Here is a 17,589-nt window from a genome sequence, read left to right as displayed (position 1 = left end):
CGTGGCGACGACGACACAGCGCGTGCTCGATCGCGAGGCTGATGCACCCGATGCCCGCACGCTCATCGACATCCTGCGCGAGACCACTGCGCGTCACCCCGAAGCATCCGCGATCGACGACGGCTCCGGGGCGCTCAGCTACCGAGAGCTGATGGCGCGCGTGGGCGCGACGGCGGCCCGGCTCCACGCGGCCGGGGTGCGGCGCGGCGACCGGGTGGGCGTGCGCATGCCGTCCGGGTCCAAGGAGCTGTACGTCGGCATCCTGGGCATCATCGCGGCCGGCGCGGCCTACGTACCCGTCGATGCGGATGACCCGGACGAGCGTGCGCGCCTCGTGTTCGGCGAGGCGCGCGTGCGCGGCATCGTGACTGGGACGGGTGAGTACACCCCGGCGGCCGAGGCGCCCGACGACGAGATCGGGGGAGATGACCCGGTGGGTCTGTTCGCCGGGGACGCCCCGCACCCGTCGACGCACGCGATCGTCGCCGTCCCGCCGCCCACGGTGGACGACGACGCGTGGATCATCTTCACCTCGGGGTCGACGGGCCTGCCCAAGGGCGTCGCCGTCAGCCACCGCTCGGCGGCCGCGTTCGTCGATGCCGAGGCGCGCCTGTTCCTGCAGGACGGGCCGCTCGGCCCGTCCGACCGGGTGCTCGCGGGGCTGTCGGTCGCCTTCGACGCCTCGTGCGAGGAGATGTGGCTCGCGTGGCGACATGGCGCGTGCCTCGTTCCCGCACCCCGTGCGCTCGTGCGCTCCGGCGAAGACCTGGGTCCGTGGCTGCTGCGGCAGGGCATCACGGTCGTCTCGACGGTTCCGACCCTCGCGGCGATGTGGGCGACGTCGGCGATCGAGAACGTGCGGCTGCTCATCTTCGGCGGCGAGGCCTGCCCGCCCGAGCTCGCCGCGCGACTCGCCGCAGAGGGGCGCGAGGTGTGGAACACCTACGGGCCGACGGAGGCGACGGTCGTCGCCTGCGCCGCCCCGCTCGGAGGCGACGGTCCGGTGCGCATCGGCTTGCCGTTGGATGGCTGGGCGCTCGCTGTCGTGGATGCCGAGGGGCAGCCCGTCGCGGACGGCGGCATCGGCGAGCTGATCATCGGCGGCGTCGGGCTCGCGCGCTACCTCGACCCCGCGAAGGACGCGGAGAAGTACGCGCCCATGCCGACGCTCGGGTGGGAGCGCGCCTACCGATCGGGTGACCTCGTGCGCTTCGACCCGGAGGGGCTGATCTTCCAGGGTCGCGCCGACGACCAGGTGAAGGTCGGCGGACGCCGCATCGAGCTCGGCGAGGTCGAGAACGCCCTGCAGGATCTTCCCGGGGTGACCGGTGCGGCCGCCGCGGTGCGCACGACCGAGGCGGGCGTGCCCGTCCTCGTCGGGTATCTGGCCGCGCCGGCCGACTTCGACCGGTTGGCCGCGCGCGCCGCGCTCGCCGAGCGTCTTCCCGCTCCGATGGTGCCCTTGCTCGCCGTCGTCGACGACCTTCCCGTGCGCACCTCGGGCAAGGTCGACCGCGCCGCACTCCCGTGGCCGTTGCCGAACGTCGAACTGCCGGTGTCGGACATGTCGCCGGGAGAGGCCTGGCTCGCGGCGCAGTGGCAGGCGGTGCTCGGGATGCCGGTCACCGACCGCAAGGCCGACTTCTTCGACCTCGGTGGCGGCTCCCTCGCGGCCGCCCAGCTGGTGTCGCGCATCCGCGCTCGCGTGCCGGAGTTCTCCGTCGCCGACATCTACGACGTGCCGCGGCTGAGCGCGATGGCCAAGGCGCTCGGATCCGCTCTGCAGGACGAGGACATCACGTTCCACCGCCCTGAGCCCACACCGCGCCGGATGCAGTGGCTGCAGTCCCTGCTGGGGGTGCCCCTGTTCATCATCAGCGGACTGCGCTGGATGCTCTATCTGCTGACCGCATCGGCGATCCTGCAGCTGTTCCCCGGGTTCGAGGTGCTGCCCGACGCCCCGCTGTGGCTGCTGGTGGTGGGGCTGCTCGTGTTCGCCACGCCGTTCGGTCGGATGGGGCTGGCCGTCGTCGCGGCCCGCGTGCTCCTCGCGGGGCTGCGGCCCGGCGACTATCCTCGCGGCGGGGGTGTGCACGTGCGACTGTGGCTCGCCGCGCAGATCGCCGATCAGGTCGATGCCGTCGGTCTCTCCGGGGCGCCATGGATCAGCTACTACGCGCGTGCGCTGGGCGCGCGCATCGGCGCGGGCGTCGACCTGCATGCCCTTCCGCCCATCACGGGAATGCTCGAGATCGGAGATGGGGCGGCGGTCGAGCCCGAGGTCGACCTGTCGGGGTACTGGATCGACGGTGACGTCGTGCGCATCGGCGGCATCCGGATCGGCGCCGAGGCGACCGTCGGTTCACGCAGCACACTGGCCCCCGGCACGCGCATCGGCCGACGTGCCGAGATCGCCCCCGGCTCGGCGGTGTTCGGCCGCGTCCGCGCCGACCAAGTGTGGGCGGGATCGCCGGCGGAGCGGATCGGCGGCGCGGGTTCGCCCTCGCCTGCCGGTGCCGCACCCTGGCCGACCGAGCGGGCGCCCGCCCCGACGCGGTGGCTGTGGGCGTACGCCGCCTCGGCGGTGGCTCTGGCGCTCCTCCCGCTCGCCGCCTTCGCCATCGGGGGACTCGTCGTCGCACAGGGGATCGCCGGCGCCGATTCCCTCGGACACGCCTTCCTCGGCGCCCTCGTGTGGCTCGTGCCGGGCGTCGTCGCCGCCGGTCTGGTCTTCGCGGTGGCGGTCGTCGGCGCCGTGCGCCTGCTGTCGATCGGTCTGACCGAGGGCATCCATCCCGTTCGCAGTCGCGTCGGCTGGCAGGCGTGGACGACCGAGAGGCTCCTCGACTCGGCACGCACGATCCTGTTCCCGCTGTACTCGAGCCTGTTCACTCCGGTGTGGCTGCGGATGCTGGGTGCCCGCGTCGGCCACGACGTCGAGGCCTCGACGGTGCTGCTCATCCCCTCGATGACACGCATCGAAGACGGTGCCTTCCTCGCCGACGACACCATGGTCGCCTCGTACGAGCTGCGCGGCGGATGGATGCGCCTGGGCCGCGTGCAGATCGGCAAGCGCGCCTTCCTCGGCAACTCCGGAATGGCCGCCCCCGGCCACCGCGTACCGCGCGACGGCCTGGTCGCGGTGCTCTCCGCGGCCCCGGCCAAAGCGAAGGCCGGGTCGTCGTGGCTCGGCTCGCCGGCCGTCCGCCTGCGCCGTCATTCGGCCGAGGGCGACGAGACGCGCACCTATCAGCCGCGGGCCCGACTGCGCGTCGCGCGGACACTGTGGGAGCTGTGCCGCTTCATCCCCGTCGTGGTCACGTGCGCGCTGGGCGTCACCGTGCTGTTCGTGCTCGCCTGGATGATCGAGGCGGGAGGCCTCGTCATCGCGATCCTTCTCTCCGGCATCGTGCTGCTGCTGGCCGGCGCGGTCGCGGCGGGCATCTCGACGGCGGCGAAGTGGATCATCGTGGGCCCCATCCGCGCGGGCGAGCAGCCCCTGTGGTCGAGCTTCGTCTGGCGCACCGAGGTGTCCGATACGTTCACCGAGATGGTCGCCGCCCCGTGGTTCGCCCGGTCCGCCGCGGGCACGCCCGCCCTCGCGGTGTGGCTGCGCTCGCTCGGCTCGACGATCGGCCGCGGCGTGTGGTGCGACAGCTATTGGCTGCCCGAGCCCGACCTCGTGACCCTCGGTGACGGCGCGACCGTGAACCGCGGCTGCGTTGTGCAGACCCACCTGTTCCATGATCGAATCATGAGTATGGACACCGTCGAACTCGAAGCCGGGGCAACCCTCGGCCCGCACAGTGTCATCCTCCCGGCGGCCTCGATCGGCGCCCACGCGACGGTGGGGCCCGCCTCACTCGTCATGCGCGGCGAGTCGGTTCCGGTCGGCTCGCGGTGGAGCGGCAACCCCATCGGCCCCTGGCGTGCGGTGAAGGTGCGCGCCTACCAGTCGACATCGTGAGCGTGCACGACCCGTACGCCCCCGAGAGCGGAGACCCGAGCTACGACGTCGAGTCCTACGACCTGACGCTCGACTATCGCGTGCGCACGAACAGGCTGGAGGGCGTCGCCGTCCTCAACGTCGTGGCGGCGGTCGCCGTCTCAGCGGTGAGCGTCGATCTCGTGGGTCTGCGCACGACGCGTGTGCGGGTGGACGGCGATCGGCGCACCTCGTACACGCAGGGACCGCGGAAGCTCCGTGTGAAGCTCCCGCACCGCATGGCGCCCGGCGAGCGGTTCTCGATCGAGATCGTCTACGCCGGAGCGCCCGCGCCGCGGCGCTCGCGCTGGGGCACGATCGGCTGGGAGGAGTTGGACGACGGTGCGCTCGTCGCCTCGCAGCCCACCGGTGCGCCCACCTGGTTCCCCTGCAACGATCGCCCCGACGATCGGGCACGGATGCGGATCTCCCTCACGACCGACGCCGGCTACCTCCCGGTGCCGACGGGGCGCACGCGCAGCGTCTCGTCCGCCGGGGGGCGCGTCACCGCCGTCTCCGAGTCGACGGTCCCCGTCGCGACGTACCTCGCGGCGGCGCATGTCGGTCGCTACGAGTCGCGCACCCTCACCGGCGACGCACGCGTGCGCGTGGTGTCACCGCCGGCGCTCCGCGCCTCGGTCGACCGCGCGTTCGCCGACGTCCCGGCGATGCTGGCGCTGTTCGACGAGTCCTTCGGGTCGTATCCTCAGGAGGACTGCACGCTCGTCGTCACGCCGGACGAGCTCGAGATCCCGCTCGAGGCGCAGGGGCTCGCCGTGTTCGGCGTGAATCATCTCGTGCCCTCCGAGCAGCGGCTCATCGCCCATGAAATCGCCCATCAGTGGTTCGGCAACAGCGTCGGCATCGGCCGGTGGAGCGACATCTGGCTCAACGAGGGGTTCGCGTGCTTTGCGGAGTGGATGTGGTCGGAGCGGGCCGGACGGGCATCGCTCGCTCAGAAAGCCGCCAAGCACCATGCGCGACTGAGCGCTCTGGCGCAGGACCTCGTGCTCGCCGACCCGGGGCCTGACCTGATGTTCGACGATCGCGTCTACAAGCGGGGTGCGCTCACGCTGTACGCGCTGCGGTGCGCTCTGGGCGAGTCGGTATTCGGCGCCCTGATCCTCGACTGGGCGACGAGCCATCGACACGGTCTGGCAGGGACGGCCGAGTTCCGTGCCTGCGTCGAACAGCATGCGGCAGACGCGGCCGGTGAGGTCGGGTCGATCCTCACGGCATGGCTCGATGAGCCGGCGCTACCGCCGCTGCCGGTGCCAGAGCGACGCTGAGGAGCACCCCCGGGGGAGAGACGGCCGGTTCCCAGCCGGTGACGGCGACGGGGATGCCGGGGAGCAGCGCCGTCCATCCCTCGGATGTCTCGGTGACCGAGATCTCGTCGACGTCGAGCCGTAGACCGCGTCCGACGGCCTTGGCGGCGGCCTCGGCGCGCACCCACCGCAGCAGTCCGCCAGGGACGCCACCCGCGGCATCCCGCACGGTGTCGACGAGCGGCTCCGCGTCGATGGCGAACCCCGTCGGCGCCTCGGAGTCGCCCCCGACCCGCGGGTGCACCGCGGCGACCGCGACGGCGCCCGCATACGTCACCGACGCCGACCACGGCGCGCCGGCGACCTGGATCGGACCGTGCGGGCCGCCGCACCGCGGGCAGGGATTCGACAGCGTCGCGTCCGGGTAGCCTTCCGCGGTGAGCATAGTGCGAAGCATCCGCCAGGCCACGGCGCGCCGCCCGTGCCGGTCGAGCGGAGCGGTGCTCCACGCGATCCGGGTCGCTGCCACGCTCAGAGTCGCGGTTCGTGCGTCTCGATGCAGACGATGCCCGACCCGGGGTGCTCCCGCGAGAGGTGCACGACCGAGAACGCGCCGGGATCGAGAGACGAGGCGCTGCCCAGGTACGAGCCGCGCAGCGTTCCGGTGGCCAGCGCGAGCTCGGCGAGGATGCCGGGAAGCACGGGTCCGTGGCTGCACAGCACGGCGGGCTTGCGCGACCGCACGCGTTTGCCGATGACGGCGCGGACGTCCGAGGTGCCCTCTTCCCAGGCATCCTGCCCGATGAGGGGCGTGCGGTCGATCGAGCGGCCCAGCGCCTCGGCGAGCGGGGTCACCGTCGCAACGCAACGCACCGCGTCGCTGGAGATCACCCGGCGCACGCCGAACGATCGCAGGGGACCGACGAGATCCTTCGCCTGCCGGGTTCCCCGCGGTGCGAGCGGACGTGCGGCATCCGCACCTTTCCACTCTTCGCGCGGGGTCGCCTTCGCATGGCGGAGCACGACGATCGGGAAGGTCGAGAGGATGCCGTCGTCGACGTAGCGCAGGAACTGCTCGAGGATCTCGACGTCGACGGGGTAGGACAGACGCGCGAGGGCCTTGCGGGGCGAGATCCACTCGACCGCGGCGACCTCCTTGTTCGGCACGAACGACGACTCTCGGATCGCGTCGTCGGTCGCCTCCGCCGCCCAATAGTGCACGACCTTTTGACGCCCGCGAGGCAGATGGTAGCGCGAGACGCCGACGGGGATGCCCAGCGACACCCGGATGCCGGTCTCTTCGAAGATCTCGCGCACCGCCGTCATCGGAAGCGTCTCACCCGGATCCACCTTGCCCTTGGGCAGGGTCACGTCGTCATATGCGGTCCGATGGATGACGAGAATCCGCAGTTTTTCCTCGACCATGCGCCAGACGACACCGCCGGCGGCGTAGACGGCCGTCTCCGTCATCGCACCGCCCGACCGCGGCGGCGCTTCTGCACCTGCGCCATCGTGCGGTCCTGCAGATCGATGAGCGGCTTGCCGTCGGCATCCGCGCTGTGCCGCAGCCATTCGCCGTTCGGCTCGAGGTGCCACGAGCTGGTCTCGTCGCCCATCGCGAGGTCGAACAGGTCGATGAGCTCCTTGACGTGGGCGGGCGCGACGACGCGCACGAGCGCCTCGACGCGGCGGTCGAGGTTGCGGTGCATCATGTCGGCGCTGCCGATGTACACCTGGGGGTCGCCGTCGTTCAGGAACGCGAAGATCCGCGAGTGCTCGAGGTAGCGCCCGAGGATCGAGCGCACCGTGATGTTCTCGCTGACGCCCTCGATGCCGACCTTGAGCGAGCAGATGCCGCGTACCCACACATCCACGCGCACACCCGCCTGGCTCGCGCGGTACAGCGCGTCGATGATCTGTTCGTCGACCATCGAGTTGACCTTGATGCGGATGTGCGCCGGCTTGCCCTCGAGCGCGTGGCGGCGCTCGGTCTCGATGTGGCGCAGCAGTCCCTTGCGCAGGTGCAGGGGCGCGACGAGCAGGCGCTTGAACTTCTTCTCGATGGCGTAGCCGCTGAGCTCGTTGAACAGACGTGTGAGGTCGCGCCCGACCTGCTCGTCGCAGGTGAAGAGGCCGAAGTCCTCGTAGAGACGGCTGGTCTTGGGGTTGTAGTTGCCCGTGCCGATGTGGCTGTAGCTGCGCAGCGCGCCGTCCTCTTCACGGATCACGTGCAGCAGCTTGCAGTGCGTCTTCAGTCCCACGAGACCGTAGACGACGTGCACGCCGGCCTTCTCGAGCTTGCGCGCCCAGACGATGTTCGCGGCCTCGTCGAATCGGGCCTTCACCTCGACGAGGGCGAGCACCTGCTTGCCGCGCTCGGCGGCGTCGATGAGCGCCTGCACGATCGGGCTGTCGCCCGAGGTGCGGTACAGGGTCTGCTTGATCGCGAGCACGTGCGGGTCGCGGGCCGCCTGCTCGAGGAAGGCGACGACGCTCGTCGTGAACGACTCGTAGGGGTGATGGACGAGGACGTCGTTCTTACGGATCGCGGCGAACAGGTCGGCGCGGCCGTTCTGCTCGGCGGGCTGGAACGCCGTCGCCGTCACCGGGACGTGCGGCGGGTAGTGCAGCTCCGGGCGATCGATCTTCGCGAGGTCGAACAGCCCGCGCAGATCGAGGGCGCCGGGCAGGCGGTACACCTCTTGGTCGGTGACCTCGAGCTCCTGGATCAGCAGGTCGAGGGTGACGTCGTCCATCTCATCGGTGACCTCGAGGCGGATCGGAGGGCCGAAGCGTCGGCGCAGGAGCTCGGCCTCGAGAGCCTGGATGAGGTTCTCGGTCTCATCCTCCTCGATGACCACGTCCTCATTGCGGGTGAGGCGGAAGGTGTGATGCTCGAGGATCTCCATGCCGGGGAACAGGTCGCCGAGGTGATGGGCGATCAGCTGCTCCAGCGGCAGGTAGCGGACGCGCCCGCCCTCGGCGCCGCGCACGGGGACGAAGCGGGGGAGCATCGGCGGCACCTTCAGGCGCGCGAACTCCTGACGACCCGTCTTGGCATTGCGGATGCGGATCGCGAGGTTGAGGGAGAGCCCCGAGATGTACGGGAACGGGTGGGCCGGGTCGACCGCGAGCGGCATGAGTACCGGAAAGACCTGCGTCTGGAAGTACTCGTAGAGCGTGCCGCGCTCGTCATCGGACAGGTCGTCCCACGTGACGACCTCGATGCCCGCCTCGGCGAGTGCCGGCTGCACCTGGTCGATCCAGGTGAGGGCGTGGCGGAGCTGCAGCGCATGCGCGCTCTCGGAGATGTCGGCGAGGACGTCCTGAGGCGCTCGTCCGACATTGGTCGGAACGGCGAGCCCCGTCATGATGCGCCGTTTCAGGCCGGCGACGCGGACCATGAAGAACTCGTCGAGGTTGCTGGCGAAGATGGCGAGGAAGTTCGCCCGCTCCAGAACCGGAAGGCGGGGGTCCTCCGCGAGCTCCAGCACCCGTCGGTTGAAGGCGAGCCAGCTGAGCTCGCGGTCCATGTAGCGATGGTCGGGCAGCTGCGGGTCGTCGATCTCGACGGTGTCGTCGAAATCGTCGTCGTCCGCGTCGCCCAGCCCCGAGTCCAGAACGTCGGTGTCGATCATTCCCTCATCATTGCAGGGACAGGTGACCGGAACGTTAACCGACGACGGCGTCAGGCGCCGGAGCGCTCGCGCGGAGCGGGCATCTGGTCGTCTTCGTACACGTTGAAGCGGTAGCCGACGTTGCGTACGGTGCCGATGAGCTGCTCGAGATCGCCGAGCTTTGCGCGCAGACGCCGCACGTGTACATCGACCGTGCGGGTGCCGCCGAAGTAGTCGTAGCCCCAGACCTCGCTCAGCAGCTGCTCGCGGGTGAAGACGCGTGAGGGGTGCGTCGCGAAGAAATGCAGGAGCTGGAACTCCTTGTACGTGAGATCCAGAGGCTTGCCGTGCACCTTCGCCGAATATGACGACTCGTCGATCGAGATGCCCGAGGTCTGGATGCGGCTCGAGACCTGTTCCGTGCTCTGACGCCCCATCGCCAGCCGGATGCGCGCGTCGACCTCGGCAGGGCCGGCGCCGACGAGGATCACGTCGTCCACACCCCAGTCGGTGGACACGGCGGTGAGGCCGCCTTCGGTCACGACGAGCAGAAGAGGAGCGTCGAGCCCGGTCGTGTTGAGGATCTTGCACAGCGACTTCGCGCCGACCAGGTCGCCGCGCGCGTCGACGAAAATGACGTCGGCGCTGGGCGCGTTCACGAGCTGTGCCGGCTCGGCGGGGATCTGTCGCACCCGGTGACTGAGCAGTTCGAGCGCGGGCAGGACGGAACCTCCGCCGGAGGCGGAACTCAAAACGAGCAGCTGAGCCATGCGGTCCCTTCCGGTCCGACGGGCGGACCGTGCCCCCATCTTAGGACCTCGCCGGAGCGTGCACCGGCAGTGCGTGCGCGCACGGCGCCGGTCGGTCATGATGGAGATATGACGATTCCCGGACTCGCGCCGCGCGGCGGCCTCGGCGGCATCGTCGCGGTCTGGGCCGCCGGAGGCGTCATCGCAGTGGCGATCGGTCTCGCGGCCCCGACGGACTGGCGCGCCGCCTGGATGGCGGTCGGCTTGGCCGCCTGCATCCTGCTGGCATTCGTCGTACAGCTGGTGTCGGGGCACGCCGACGGGTTCATCCGTCGCGTCGCCGCCAGCAGCCTCGGTGCCATGGTCGTCATGGGGCTCATCGGGCTGGGCCTGGGCCTGGCGACCCTGTTCGGCAACTGACGGCTCCATCGCGACCCGGCGGGGGAGCGGTAGAGTGGTCGCATGGACCTCGTCGCGCTGGAACTCTTCTTCGTCGGCTTGCTCGCACTCGCCTCCGTCGCGATCGTCTTCGTGTCGGGCGTCGTGATCAAGAACCTGTACCGCGGCCAGCGCTGAGCGCCGTGTTCGATCTTCCCACCGACCTTCCGGCGGACATCGTCCCGCTGTCCTGGTTGCTCGGTGTCTGGGAGGGCACCGGCGTGATCGACTACGAGGTCGACGGCGCACGCTTCGACGGCGAGTTCGCCCATCGGGTGAGCTTCAGCCACGACGGCGGCGACTACGTCAACTACGCAGCCAGCGCTTGGCTGCTCGGCGAGGGCGAGGAGCGGACGCCGCTCGTCGCCGAGACGGGGTACTGGCGTCTGGCCCGTCCCGCGGGCGATCAGGATGCCGGCCCCGCACTGCTTCCGGCGGCCGAGCGTCGTGACCGGCCCCGCACGGCGGACGACGTCGAGCTCCTCCGCAACGCCGAGGGGGGATTCGACCTCGAGGTCGCCATCGTCCATTCCGACGGCATCAGCGAGCTGTATCTCGGGCAGGTCCGCGGTCCCCGGATCGACCTGGCATCCGACGCGATCGTCCGCCCCGCCGGGGCCAAGCCCTACGCCTCGGCCACCCGGATGTACGGGTACGTCGACGGGCACCTGCTGTGGGCGTGGGACGTCGCGGCGCTCGGTGCCGCTCTGGCCTCGCACGCGTCGGCGCGCCTCGCCCGAGTCGAGTGAGCGCAGTCGTGCCGGATGCCCCTTCCGATCCCTTCGAGGGCGTGCCGGGCGCCGTCGTAGACGACGACGGCCTCGCGCATGTCGGCGCACCCTCGCGGGAACAGCGCGACCTCGCGCACGGACGCGCCCTCGCGCCGCTCGCCGCGCGCGCGGTCCTCACCGTCTCGGGCCCCGATCGCCTGACCTGGCTCGATTCGGTCACCTCGCAGGCGTTGGCCGCGCGGCAGCCGGGTGAGAGCACCGAACTGCTCGTGCTCGATCCTCAGGGCCACGTCGAGCATGCCGCCGCCGTCGTCGACGACGGCGAGCGCACGTGGCTGATCGTGGACCGCGCACGCGCCGCCGCGCTTCTGACCTGGTTGCAGCGGATGCGCTTCCGTCTGCGCGTCGACCCGCAGGATGCCTCCTCCGGCCACCGCGTCGTCGCGGGGACGGCCGAGGCCGTTGCGGCACTTCGCGCCGTCGCCGTCTGGCACGATCCGTGGCCGCGGGTCGCCGACGGCGGCTGGGGCTACGCGATGGCCGATCCGCACCCCGGCAGCGCACGCGACTGGGCCGAAGCGATCGTCGACGTCGACGAGTACGAGCGCATCGCGGCGGAGGCCGCCGCCGGAGCGCAGCAGGTTGCCGGCCACCTGGCCGTCGACGCGTTGCGTGTGGCCGCATGGCGTCCGCGCGCGGATCGCGAAGCCGATGAGCGCACGCTGCCGCACGAGGTCGACTGGCTGCGCACCGCCGTGCACCTCGACAAGGGGTGCTACCGCGGCCAGGAGACCGTCGCGAAAGTGCACAACCTCGGGCATCCGCCGCGGCGCCTCGTGATGCTGCAGCTCGACGGCAGCGAGGCGGTGCTTCCGGAGCGGGGCGCCGAGGTCCTGCTCGAAGGCGAGCCGGTCGGCGTCGTGACATCCGTCGCCCGCCATCACGAGGAGGGGCCGATCGCGCTGGCTCTGGTGCGCCGGGCGACTGCGGAGGACGCGCCGCTCACCGTCCGCACGGCCGACGGTGAGATCGCCGCCGCCGCGGAGACGATCGTTCCCCCGGATGCCGGGCGCACCGCCGCCGTGCCACGTCTGCCGCGACTGTCCCGCCGACGCTGAGGCGAGCCCGCCGATGAGTTCTCCCGAGCCGACGACCCAGACGGTCTCGGTGCCGACGACGTGGCGGAGGAGGCTGTCGCCGCGACCGGGGCTGGAACGGGCACGCTCGTCGTCGCTCGCGATCGTGCAGATCGTCATCGCGGCGACCGCGGCCTTCGCGTTCGCGCACCACGTCCTCGGCCATGCCGCGCCGCTGCTGGCGGTGACGGTGACGATCTCGAGCCTGGGACTGGTGCGCGACGCCCGCCCGCTGCGGGTGCTCGAGACGGTTATCGGGATGATCGTGGGAATTCTCGTGGCCGAACTCATCGTGCTCGCCGCCGGCACCGGGTGGTGGCAGCTCGCCCTCACCCTCGCCGCGACCATGCTCGTCGCGCGTGTCCTGTCGGCCCAGCCCGGGTTCGCGATCACCGCCGCGATCCAGTCCGCGATCGTCGTGGTGCTTCCGGCCAACGTGCCGTTCCTCAGACTGATCGACGGCGTCGTGGGGGGAGTGGCGGCGCTGCTCGTGACGGCCCTCGTGCCGCGGAGCCCGCTGCGCGCCGTCACGAGAGAGGCGGCCGAGGCGTTCGCCGCGTTCGATGCCGCCCTGACGACGCTGGTGCAGGCGTTGCGCCGCGGCGACCGGGTGCGCGCCGAGCGCGGACTGCGACGGGCGCGGTCGCTGCAGCGCCCGGTCGAGGCCTGGCGCCAGGGCATCGACTCGGGGGCGGAGATCGCTCGCATCTCGCCTCTGCTGCGACGGCAGCGCGCCGAGTTCGAACGACAGCGCCGGATCTGCGTCCAGCTCGACCTCGCCAGTCGGAACCTCCGCGTCATCGCCCGGAGGGTGGTCTACGTGTGCGACGACGGGGCGCCCCGCCCCATCGCCGCGGGACTTCTCGCCGAGCTCGGCGCGGGCGCCCGGCTCGTCGCGGAGGCACTCACGGACATCTCCTACGAGCCCGCCGCCCGCGAGGCGGTGCGCGTCGTCGGCGCACGTCTCGACCCGTCCGCGCTCGCCGCGGACAGCTCGATCGTCGATCAGACGCTGATCGGGGCGCTGCGTCCGCTCGCGGTCGATCTCATGGTCGCAGCGGGCATGCCGGGCCCGGACGCGAGCGCCGCCCTTCCGCGCGTGTGACGGAGGTCAGTCGTCCGCGCGCGGCGCGACGAGCGACCACGGCACGGTCACCTCGCCCAGGCGCCATCGCGAGCGCCCGCGCACCGGCCATCCCGCCTCGTCCAGCGCCTGCACGGCGGTGCGCCAGCGATGCGTCGCGCCGAACGGTGCGGCAGCGGCAGCGCGCACCCACTCCGCGTCGAGCGCCGAGAGGAACGCGTGCACGCCCTCGCCGGCGACGTTCCGATGGATCAGCGCCTTCGGAAGCCGCTCCGCCGCGATCGCCGGACTCTGCAGGTCGGCGAGACGCAGCGACACCGTCAGGGTGCGCGGGCGGGCATCCGCGCCCACCTCGATCCACGTGCACACCCGCCCGAGCTCGTCGCACGTGCCCTCGACGAGGATGCCGCCCGGCTGCAGTCGCCCGCACATGCGCGACCACGCCGCCGGCACGTCGGCCTCGTTGTACTGTCGCAGCACGTTGAACGCACGGATGACGGCGGCGCGGCGCTCCGCCGACGGGAGGGGAACCTCGAACCCGCCGCGGGCGAACCCGACGCGCGCGTCGGGGGCGAAGGGGGTGCGTCCGCTGCGCACCTCGGCGAGTTGCTCCTGGGCGTGGGCGACGCGCGCCGGGTCGATCTCGAGCCCGAGTACCTCGACGTCGGGGCGCACGGCGCGCAGCCTCGCCTCGAGCTCGAATGCGGTGACGCCGCTCGCGCCGTATCCCAGGTCGACGACGAGGGGGTCGGATGCCCGACGCAGCACGGGATGACGGGCGAGCCACCGGTCGACGCGGCGCAGGCGGTTCGTGTTCGTCGTGCCGCGCGTGATCTGGCCGACCGCGCCGCGGAGCACCCGGGGTGAACCGCCGCGGGAGCCCCCGTGAACGGCAGGTTTCTCCGGCGGCATCCCTCCATGATGCCAGGGCCGCCTTCGATAGGATTGCGGCATGACCGCGCCCTACACGCTGATCCTCCTCCGCCACGGGCAGAGCGAGTGGAACAAGACCAACCAGTTCACCGGATGGGTGGATGTCCGCCTCACCGAACAGGGCCGTGGCGAAGCCGCGCGCGGCGGTGAGCTGCTGAAGGAGTCCGGCATCCTGCCCGACGTCCTGCACACCTCCGTGCTCAGCCGTGCGATCCAGACGGCGAACATCGCCCTGGACGCCGCTGACCGGCTGTGGATCCCGGTGAAGCGCTCGTGGCGCCTCAACGAGCGCCACTACGGTGCGCTGCAGGGCAAGGACAAGGCGCAGACGCTCGAAGAGTTCGGCAACGAGCAGTTCATGCTGTGGCGCCGTTCCTTCGATGTGCCGCCGCCGCCGCTGGCCGACGACGACGAGTACAGCCAGGTGGACGACCCGCGCTACGTGGGCATCGACGGTGAGGTGCCCCGCACCGAGTCGCTGAAGATCGTCATCGACCGGATGCTGCCCTATTGGGAGTCGGCGATCAAGCCCGACCTCGCCGCCGGCAAGACCGTCCTCGTGACGGCGCACGGCAACTCGCTGCGCGGTCTCGTGAAGCACCTCGACAAGATCAGCGACGCCGACATCGCCGAGCTGAACATTCCGACCGGCATCCCGCTCGTCTATCGTCTCGACGAGAACTTCGAGCCGATCGGCACGGGCGAGTACCTCGACCCCGAGGCCGCCGCCGCCGGTGCCGCCGCAGTCGCGAACCAGGGCAAGAAGTAACACCCGCCGCGCAGGCGACGCGAGAGGGGGATGCCGACCGGCATCCCCCTCTCGTCGTCTCGTCGTCGATTACTCGGCGGCGCGCTCCGCGAGCTGCTCGGCGATCTGCTCGGCGGCGATGACGGCGATCGTGTCAGTGTCCGGCTTCCAGTCGCCCGTCGCGAGGTAGGCCATCTTCTTGGCCACCGAGAGGGCGTGGTCGGCGAAGCGCTCGAGGTAGCGGCTGGCCAGGGTCGCATCGACGGTGGCGCCGGCCTCTCCCTGCCAGTTCTCGCCGAGAACCTTCTCGAACACGGAGAGGTGGAGATCGTCGATGCGGTCATCCAGTGCACGCAGGGTCTCGACGAGGGCGAGGTCGCCGTCGCGCAGGATGGCGGTGAGGGTGCGGGCGACCTCGACGTCGAGCTCGCCCATCTTCGTGAAGGTGCTCTTCAGGCCCTTCGGGATGGCGCGCTCGGGAAAACGCATGCGCGTGAGCTGCGCGATGTGCTCGGCGATGTCGCCCATACGCTCGAGAGATGCGCTCACACGCAGGGCGGCGACGACGATGCGGAGGTCGCGAGCCACGGGCTGCTGGCGGGCGAGGATCTCGATGGCCAGCTCGTCGAGGGCCGTCGCGCTGTCGTCGATGACGGAGTCGGCCTCGATGACCTCTTCGGCGAGCGTCACGTCGCTCGTCCCGAAAGCACGGGTCGCCTTTTCGATCGCGACTGTGACGAGTTCACTGATCTCGACCAGACGGTCCTGAACCTCTTCCAGTGACTGGTGGAACACTTCGCGCATCTTGAGACCTCTCCTCGGGCGACTCGGGGCCGGCACGGAGCCGGGTGGGCGCGGCGCAGGCTGTCACGCGACCGCGCCGATCCTTTCGCCCGAAGGTTAACGGACGGTGCTGGGGCGGTGAACACTGCAGCGTCGTGTGGATGCGACAGGCCAACGGGCGATCGCGGCGTCGGCTCCACCTTACGCTGGGATCATGGATCCGACGCCCCTCGCGCTCGTCGCTCTGACGCTCGGCGTGCTCCTCGGCGGCGGCGTCGCGACCCTGGTGCTCATCGCGCTCCGCGCGCGGGACCGCGCGCGAGTGGCGGCGTCGCTCGAGCTGCCCGACGGCACGCGTGCGGTGCTCTTCGGGATGGATGAAGTCGCGGTCGTCGTCGACGGCTCTCTGCGTATCGTGGCCGCCTCGCCCCCGGCGGAGCTGTTCGGCATGCAGGAGGAGTCGACGCTGCCCGGCGACGAGCTGCGCGAGCTGGTGCGCGAGACACGGCGAGCCGAGCACCCCGAGACGGCGACGATGCGACTGCGCCGCGGCGTCGAGCTGCGTCTGGTCTCGGCGAGAGCGAGTGCGATCACGCCGCGGCTGACCCTCGTCGTGGTGCGCGACATCACCGAGCACGAGCGGGTCGAAGAGATGCGCCGCGATTTCGTCTCCAACACCAGTCACGAGCTGAAGACGCCGGTGGGAGCGGTGACGCTGCTCGCCGAGGCGATCGATTCGGCCGCTGACGATCCCGACCAGGTTCGCCACTTCGCGACACGGCTGAGTGCCGAGGCGGCCCGGCTCGGTCAGCTGACCTCGCGCATCATGAGTCTGTCGCGGCTGCAATCCGCGGACGACCTCACCGAGTTGCGCAACGTCTCGGTCGACGAGGTCGTCGCCGCGGCGATCGAGTCGCAGTCGATCGCGGCTGACGCGGCCGGCATCTCGATCGTGCGCGGGGGCGCGCGCGGAGCGCACGTGCGCGGGGACGTCCAGGTGCTCACCGAGGCCATCGGGAACCTCGTGGCCAACGCGGTGGCGTATTCACCCTCGGGGTCGCCGGTGGGCGTCGGGGTGCGTGCGGACGATGGCGTCGTGGAGATCGCGGTGACCGATCGCGGCATCGGCATCCCTGAAAATGAGCAGGAGCGCGTGTTCGAGCGGTTCTACCGTGCGGACCAGGCGCGCTCGCGTCGCACCGGAGGTACCGGGCTCGGGCTGTCGATCGTCAAGCATGCCGTGCAGCGTCACGGCGGCGAGGTCGAGCTGTGGTCGCGGCCCGGCCGGGGGTCCACCTTCACGGTGCGGCTGCCCGCCATCGAAGCGCCCGATCTCAATGGGATGAAGACCAAGCGCCGCAAGAAGAAGGCGAAGAAGACCAAGAAGGAGGCCCGCGCGGTCGCGCGGGCGGAGGGAGAGCCCACATGACCCGCGTGCTGATCGTGGAGGACGAGCCCGATCTCGCCGATCCGTTGGCGTATCTGCTGCGGCGCGAGGGGTTCGACGTCGAGATCGCCGAGGACGGCCCCGCTGCCCTCGACGCGTTCGCCGCGCGCGGCGCCGACATCGTGCTGCTCGACCTCATGCTGCCCGGCATGCCGGGCACCGAGGTGTGCCGCGTCATCCGTACCACCGCGAAGACGCCGATCATCATGCTGACGGCGAAGGACTCCGAGGTGGACATCGTCGTCGGTCTGGAACTCGGCGCCGACGACTACGTCACGAAGCCCTATTCGTCGCGCGAACTGCTGGCCCGTATGCGGGCGGTGCTGCGACGGACGGCCGCGCCCGAGGTCGACATGGACGACCGGATCGTCGACGGCGGGCGGGTCGTCATCGACATCGACCGGCACACGGTCGCCGTCGACGGCGAGGTGATCCCGATGCCGCTCAAAGAGTTCGAGCTGCTCGAGGTGCTCATGCGCAACGCCGGTCGCGTGCTGACGCGCGGACAGCTCATCGACCGGGTGTGGGGGAGTGACTACTTCGGCGACACGAAGACGCTCGACGTGCACATCAAGCGCATCCGTTCGCGCATCGAGCCGAACCCGTCGGAGCCCGTGATGCTCTTGACCGTACGGGGGCTCGGCTACCGTTTCGAGGTCTGAAGAAACGC

General features: G+C 70.9%; 15 protein-coding genes. 9 read left to right on the top strand and 6 right to left on the bottom strand.

All coding sequences use genetic code 11. The annotated features are described in order from the left end of the window. Position 1 precedes the first annotated feature (1 nt). Together JOE64_RS10265 and JOE64_RS10260 are read left to right on the top strand one after the other, a co-directional pair. The gene (locus JOE64_RS10265) at positions 2-3,967 is read left to right on the top strand and encodes a Pls/PosA family non-ribosomal peptide synthetase (RefSeq protein WP_204964161.1); all 3,966 of its coding nucleotides are present in this window, start codon (positions 2-4) and stop codon (positions 3,965-3,967) included. Then, positions 3,964-5,274 (top strand): M1 family metallopeptidase, encoded by a 1,311-nt coding sequence (locus JOE64_RS10260; RefSeq protein ID WP_204964160.1) that lies wholly within the window; start codon positions 3,964-3,966, stop codon positions 5,272-5,274. The genes JOE64_RS10265 and JOE64_RS10260 overlap by 4 nt, the downstream gene beginning before the upstream one ends. Here the strand turns inward: JOE64_RS10260 and JOE64_RS10255 are convergent. The 4 genes from JOE64_RS10255 to JOE64_RS10240 are packed head-to-tail and all read right to left on the bottom strand — an operon-like array spanning position 5,216 to position 9,640. Next, positions 5,216-5,782 (bottom strand): 4-phosphopantetheinyl transferase family protein, encoded by a 567-nt coding sequence (locus JOE64_RS10255; RefSeq protein WP_204964159.1) that lies wholly within the window; start codon positions 5,780-5,782, stop codon positions 5,216-5,218. The genes JOE64_RS10260 and JOE64_RS10255 overlap by 59 nt on opposite strands. A 2-nt stretch (positions 5,783-5,784) precedes the next feature. Then, positions 5,785-6,723 (bottom strand): NUDIX hydrolase, encoded by a 939-nt coding sequence (locus JOE64_RS10250; RefSeq protein ID WP_204964158.1) that lies wholly within the window; start codon positions 6,721-6,723, stop codon positions 5,785-5,787. Further along, a complete protein-coding gene (locus JOE64_RS10245; RefSeq protein ID WP_204964157.1) occupies positions 6,720-8,891 on the bottom strand; it encodes an RNA degradosome polyphosphate kinase in 2,172 nt (723 codons plus the stop codon). The genes JOE64_RS10250 and JOE64_RS10245 overlap by 4 nt, the downstream gene beginning before the upstream one ends. Before the next feature lie 50 nt (positions 8,892-8,941). Continuing rightward, on the bottom strand, positions 8,942-9,640 hold the full coding sequence (locus JOE64_RS10240; protein ID WP_204964156.1) for a winged helix-turn-helix domain-containing protein: 699 nt from the start codon (positions 9,638-9,640) through the stop codon (positions 8,942-8,944). 108 nt (positions 9,641-9,748) lie between these two features. Between JOE64_RS10240 and JOE64_RS10235 the strand changes: the two genes are divergently transcribed. The 4 genes from JOE64_RS10235 (at position 9,749) to JOE64_RS10220 (ending at position 13,029) form a co-directional block, all read left to right on the top strand. After that, positions 9,749-10,039: a hypothetical protein gene (locus tag JOE64_RS10235; RefSeq protein WP_204964155.1), complete on the top strand. Its 291-nt coding sequence runs from the start codon at positions 9,749-9,751 to the stop codon at positions 10,037-10,039. A 161-nt stretch (positions 10,040-10,200) separates the two neighbouring features. Next, positions 10,201-10,806 carry a nitrobindin family protein gene (locus tag JOE64_RS10230; RefSeq protein ID WP_204964154.1) on the top strand — a complete coding sequence of 202 codons (606 nt, stop codon included), beginning with the start codon at positions 10,201-10,203 and terminating at the stop codon, positions 10,804-10,806. Continuing rightward, positions 10,803-11,906 (top strand): CAF17-like 4Fe-4S cluster assembly/insertion protein YgfZ, encoded by a 1,104-nt coding sequence (ygfZ, locus tag JOE64_RS10225; protein ID WP_204964153.1) that lies wholly within the window; start codon positions 10,803-10,805, stop codon positions 11,904-11,906. Before JOE64_RS10230 ends, ygfZ begins: the two co-directional genes overlap by 4 nt. 13 nt (positions 11,907-11,919) lie before the next feature. Further along, positions 11,920-13,029 carry an FUSC family protein gene (locus tag JOE64_RS10220; protein ID WP_204964152.1) on the top strand — a complete coding sequence of 370 codons (1,110 nt, stop codon included), beginning with the start codon at positions 11,920-11,922 and terminating at the stop codon, positions 13,027-13,029. 6 nt (positions 13,030-13,035) lie between these two features. Here the strand turns inward: JOE64_RS10220 and JOE64_RS10215 are convergent, their stop codons facing one another. Beyond that, positions 13,036-13,920, bottom strand: coding sequence for a class I SAM-dependent methyltransferase (locus JOE64_RS10215; protein WP_239531743.1), 885 nt, complete (start codon positions 13,918-13,920; stop codon positions 13,036-13,038). Between the two features lie 40 nt (positions 13,921-13,960). On the opposite strand from JOE64_RS10215, the gene JOE64_RS10210 reads away from it, so the two are divergent. After that, positions 13,961-14,710, top strand: coding sequence for a phosphoglyceromutase (locus JOE64_RS10210; protein ID WP_204964151.1), 750 nt, complete (start codon positions 13,961-13,963; stop codon positions 14,708-14,710). A gap of 69 nt (positions 14,711-14,779) precedes the next feature. On the opposite strand, the gene phoU is transcribed toward JOE64_RS10210, so the two are convergent. After that, positions 14,780-15,493, bottom strand: coding sequence for a phosphate signaling complex protein PhoU (gene phoU, locus JOE64_RS10205; protein WP_204964150.1), 714 nt, complete (start codon positions 15,491-15,493; stop codon positions 14,780-14,782). A gap of 193 nt (positions 15,494-15,686) precedes the next feature. On the opposite strand from phoU, the gene JOE64_RS10200 reads away from it, so the two are divergent. Both JOE64_RS10200 and JOE64_RS10195 read left to right on the top strand, forming a co-directional pair. Next, positions 15,687-16,901: a sensor histidine kinase gene (locus tag JOE64_RS10200; RefSeq protein ID WP_204964149.1), complete on the top strand. Its 1,215-nt coding sequence runs from the start codon at positions 15,687-15,689 to the stop codon at positions 16,899-16,901. Then, entirely contained in the window at positions 16,898-17,581 is a 684-nt protein-coding gene (locus JOE64_RS10195) for a response regulator (RefSeq protein WP_204964148.1), read from the top strand. Before JOE64_RS10200 ends, JOE64_RS10195 begins: the two co-directional genes overlap by 4 nt. Positions 17,582-17,589 lie beyond the last annotated feature (8 nt).

The organism is Microbacterium dextranolyticum (assembly GCF_016907295.1).
Lineage (GTDB): Bacteria > Actinomycetota > Actinomycetes > Actinomycetales > Microbacteriaceae > Microbacterium > Microbacterium dextranolyticum.
This window is presented reverse-complemented; position numbering and strand designations above follow the sequence as displayed.